A 5,083-nucleotide genomic window follows, 5' to 3' on the forward strand; every position below is an offset into this window, starting at 1 on the left:
CGCAGGAGCTGCCGTATTCGGATATTTCACGGGAGGATTACTTTCAGGGGGCGCTTAAGGGGGAAAGAATGATTACCGGGCTGATGCGCCGGATCCTTGAGAACAGAGCCGTGTCGGGAATCGTCCTGGCGGTTCCCCTGCGCAGTCCCGGCGGGGAGATTGTGGGGGTGCTGGCGGCCATGCTTGATATTTCACGCCTGAATGATGCGCTGCGCACGGAAAGCTTCGGCGGCGCAGGGTATTCCTATATCATTGATGACAAAGGGAATCTTGTCCTGCACAATAAAAGTATGGACTATAACAACTTTTTCCGGGTGCTGGAAAATGTGAAAATACAGGGAACAAGAGGCCTGGATGAAATCCGGCAGGATATGGCGGACGGCGGCAGCGGCATGCTTCTGTACAATCAGCTGGGAGTGGAGCAGTATGCCTATTACTGCCCCCTGGGGCTGAATTCCTGGACGGTGGTGAATATCGTTCCCAGGGATGTGGTGATGTCCAAAACAGACCGCCTGATCCGGGAAATGGTGGGAATCAGCATTGCGGTTGTCATCATTTTCCTGATGCTGCTGACGGGAATGGGGGCGCTGTGGGGAATTTCACGGAATGAGCGGCATGCAGCGGAGATGAAAAGCGTGTTTCTTGCCAATATGAGCCATGAAATCAGAACGCCCATGAACGTGATTCTGGGAATCAGCGAGCTGCTGCTCCGGTCGGACCTGACGGAAACGCAGAGGGTATCCGTGCAGACCATCCGGAAATCGGGCCAGGGCCTTCTGGATATTATTAATGACATTCTGGATTTTTCCAAGGTGGAATCCGGCAAATATACAATTGAGGAGAGGGAGTATGAGATGAGCTCTCTCCTGTATGACATTACCACCATTGCGGCGGTACGTCTGGGGAAAAAACCGGTGGATTTCATGGTGGAGGTGGAAGGAAGCGTACCGGCTCTTCTTGTGGGTGATATGGTGCGGGTGAAGCAGATACTTGTCAATATCATTGGAAATGCCGCCAAATTTACCCAAGAGGGCTATGTCAGGCTGTCCGTGCAGGCGGAGGAAGAAAAAGAGGGAATCCGGCTGACCATGAAGGTGGAGGACACTGGCGTCGGCATTAAAAAACAGGATATTGGGAAGCTCTTTGTCAGCTTCAATCAGGTGGATACCCATTATAGCCACGGCCTGGAGGGTACAGGGCTGGGGCTGGCCATTTCCAAAGCGCTCTGCCAGATGATGGACGGGGAAATTTCTGTGGAGAGCGAGTATGGGAAAGGGTCTGTTTTTACGGTTACCATTTTACAGAAGAAGGGAGGGAGCGCGGAGCCGCTTCTGCCCTCCTCAGGCTGGGAGGGGTGCCATATTCTTATATTGGAAAAGTCGCCCTGTATGCGGGAATATTTTTCAAGGTGCATGGATCAGATGCAGGTTGCCTATATCCTATGCAGTGATGAGCGCTCCTTTGCCGAAGCGTTGTATACAGGGGAATTTACCCATGCCTGTGCGGAGAGGGCGGCGCTTGAGAAAACGGACAGGACGCGTGTGCCCGCAAAAACCAGGCTGGCAGTGCTGGCCGGCCGGCTGGACAGCGGCCTGGGGGACATGGGAGGCGCTTCTGCGTATCCTGTCATATATATTCCTCTATTCGGCCTGCAGCTTGCCGGTTTTCTGAAGAATCCCAGGGCAAACCGGAAAACGGAGGAGGACAATGAGCTGCGTCAGTATCCGCATGTGCGGCTTCTGGTGGTGGATGATAATGAGCTGAACCTGCAGATTGCGGAAGGCCTGCTGGAGCCCTTCGGTCCCCGGATCGACTGTGTGCAGTCCGGGGCTGAAGCGGTGGAGGCGGTTAAAAATAAGGCATATGATCTTGTTTTTCTGGATCATATGATGCCGGGAATGGACGGTGTGGAAACGTTGAAGAAGATCCGGGCGCTGCCCGGCGGGGCAGATAAGACGCTGCCGGTGGTGGCGTTGACGGCCAATGCCACAAACAGCGCGCGGGCCATGTTTTTTGAGGAAGGCTTTGATGATTTCATGCCGAAGCCCGTATCCATGCAGCGGTTGGATGAGCTGCTGCTGAAATGGGTCTGGAGTGTTGAGGAGAAGCGCCGGAGGGAGGAAGAAGAAGGGGACGGCGTATGAAAAAAGGATGCCGCGGGCTTTTTTATCCCGGCATTGGAAAATAACAGGAAAAGAGCCGCGGGGAGCGGCGGAAGGAGAAGGAGAATGGCGGAATATTTTGCATCACGCTCACCGGAGATCAGCCGGAGGGAAAAGGCGCATATGGAGGCGGTACGTGCCCTTGCCGGGGAATGTATGGTCCTTTTGGAGAATAACGGAGCGCTGCCCCTGGGGGCGCCGGGCGGAGAGGACATCCATAAGCTTGCGCTTTACGGAAACGGCGCCAGACATACGGTGAAGGGCGGAACAGGATCAGGAGACGTGAATTCCAGGACGGTGGTCACGATTGAGGAAGGCCTGAAAAATGCCGGGTTTACCATCACAACAGAACGCTGGCTGGACAATTACGACAGCTGCTATGCGGATGCGCAGAAGGCATATCTGGAGCAGGTCATGGAAATCGCAGAGGAGAAAAAGGTGCCGCCCTTCCTGGTTACCTTTGAGATGCCTTTCAGGGAGCCGCAGATTCCGGCGGTGACACCGGAGGATGTAAACAGTTCCGGTACGGATACCGCCATTTACGTCATTGCCAGGAACTCCGGCGAAGGCGCGGACAGGAAGGAGGCGGAAGGGGATTATCTGCTTTCCGCATCAGAGCTGGCGGCTCTGGCCGCGCTGGGCCAGGCTTATAAAAAATGTATTGTGGTGCTCAATGTAGGCGGTGTGGTGGATGCAGCGCCATTGAAGGAAATTCCGGGTATCAGCGCGGTGCTTTTGGCCGGCCAGTCCGGAAATATCGGCGGGGATGCCGTGGCGGATGCACTGACCGGGAAAACAATCCCTTCCGGTAAGCTGACGGACACCTGGGCGGCAAAATACGGGGATTATCCATCCTCCGCAGGCTTCAGCGGCAATGACGGCGATGTGGATGACGAGTATTATACGGAAGGCATTTATGTGGGTTACCGTTATTTTGACACCTTCGGCGTAAAGCCGCTTTACTGCTTTGGCTATGGGCTGTCCTATACGCAGTTTTCCATGGAAACGCTGGATGTGGCGGCAGATGCGCACAGCGTCCGGGCGCAGGTGAAGGTGACGAATACGGGGTCCCGTTTTGCAGGCAGGGAGGTGGTTCAGATCTATGTGAGCGCCCCGGCGGGCGGCGGGCTGGAAAAGCCGCTGCAGGAGCTGCGGGGCTTTGGGAAAACGTCGCTGCTGGAGCCGGGGGAGAGCCAGCTTCTTACCATCTCTTTCCCTACGGCATCCATGGCCTCTTACAGTGAGGCAAGGGCGGCCTGGGTTCTGGAAGCGGGAACCTACTATATCCGCGTGGGAAACAGCTCCCGCAATACCCATATTGCGGCGGCAGTCTGTCTGGACGAGGATGCGGTGACCGTACAGCTGAAGAATCTGTTCCGGGATGAAGAACCGCTGCAGGAGCTTTCGGCAAAGGGTGCGGCAGCCTGGACCTATGACGGCGAAGCGCAGGAAAAGGGGGCGGCTCCCAAAATCTATCTCCATGGAGCGGATATAGAGACAGAAACCGTGACTTACCGGGAAAATGAGCCGGTATGGAGGGATAAGGGGACTGTTACCGCCTGGACCATGGACGATGTGAGATCCGGAAAAGCCTCCCTGGAGGAATTTACGGCCCAGCTCACCGTACGGGAGCTGGCTGAAATCTGTGTGGGAAGCGCTCGCGGCGGCCAGGGCACGGATACGGTAATCGGCTCAGCCTCTGCGCTGGTGCCCGGCGCGGCCGGAGATACCACCTCCCTTCTCCTGGAGGACAGGAATGTGAAAAATATGATTCTGGCCGACGGACCGGCAGGCCTTCGCCTGAATCCCCATTTTGCCACAACCGCGGATGGAAGGCTGCTTGTCAGTGGGGATACGATCAGCGGAATTCCCATGGGAGAAGATCCGGAGCGGACGGCGGATGCGGTGGATTATTACCAGTATTGTACGGCGATTCCCGTCGCCACCCTGCTGGCCCAGTCCTGGGATATGGAGCTGATTGAAAAAGCGGGCAGAATCGTCGGCAGAGAAATGGAGGAATTCCATGTGACGCTCTGGCTGGCTCCCGGCATGAATATCCACAGGAACCCGTTGTGCGGCAGGAATTTTGAATACTATTCCGAGGACCCGCTGCTCACCGGAATGTGTGCGGCCGCGGATACAAAGGGCGTGCAGTCCAGGCCCGGAATCGGTACGACCATCAAGCATTTTGCAGCGAACAGCCAGGAGGATAACCGGATGTTTTCCAACGCCCATATCAGTGAACGGGCGCTGCGGGAAATCTATCTGAAGGGTTTTGAAATTACGGTAAAAACAAGCCAGCCCATGTCGATCATGTCCTCCTACAACCTGCTGAACGGAACCCACACGGCCAACCATTACGACCTGCTCACTTCGGCCGCCCGGGACGAATGGGGCTTTGCGGGGCTCGTGATGACAGACTGGTTTACCTCACAGGATCCGTCCTTTATGTTTGGCGCGGCTGTGCATAAGTATCCCATTTCTTCCTCCCCGCTGTGCATAAAAGCAGGGAATGACCTGCAGATGCCGGGCTGCCAGAAGAATGTGGACGATATTGTAGAGGCGGTGGAGCATCCGGAAAAGGCAGGGGAGGAAGCGCTTACGCTGGGTGAGCTGCAGGCCTGCGCCGCCCGGATATTGAATGTTATAGCCCGTTCCAGCTGCTATGAGGGCAGCGCGCCTTATGGGGAGCAGTTCGGAGAACTGCCCTGGATTGGCCGGTGCGAACGGGGGGAGAAATTCTGAAAAACAGGAAGCGGTCACAAATCCTGTTTTCCAAATGCCCGGAGCGCACCCGCCAGGCCCAGGGCGCCGCACAGGGCTGCGGAGAGGAGGCAGAGAAAATAGAGGCTGCTGCCTTTTTCCACAAGCGCGGATACGGACACGGCCGTCCAGGGACAGAGGCTGGCCGGAAGCAGCCA

The 5,083-nt window shown here is 56.3% G+C and carries 2 protein-coding genes; both read left to right on the top strand.

Features of this window, described 5'->3' with window-relative positions; translation table 11 throughout:
• Window positions 1-2,144: hybrid sensor histidine kinase/response regulator (locus tag HMPREF1548_RS06950; RefSeq protein WP_021635192.1), on the top strand; the 2,144-nt coding region annotated here is incomplete at its 5' end.
• A gap of 84 nt (window positions 2,145-2,228) precedes the next feature.
• Window positions 2,229-4,907: a glycoside hydrolase family 3 protein gene (locus HMPREF1548_RS06955; protein ID WP_021635193.1), complete on the top strand. Its 2,679-nt coding sequence runs from the start codon at window positions 2,229-2,231 to the stop codon at window positions 4,905-4,907.
• Window positions 4,908-5,083 lie beyond the last annotated feature (176 nt).

Source organism: Clostridium sp. KLE 1755 (assembly GCF_000466465.2).
In the GTDB taxonomy this organism is placed as follows: Bacteria; Bacillota; Clostridia; order Lachnospirales; family Lachnospiraceae; genus Eisenbergiella; species Eisenbergiella porci.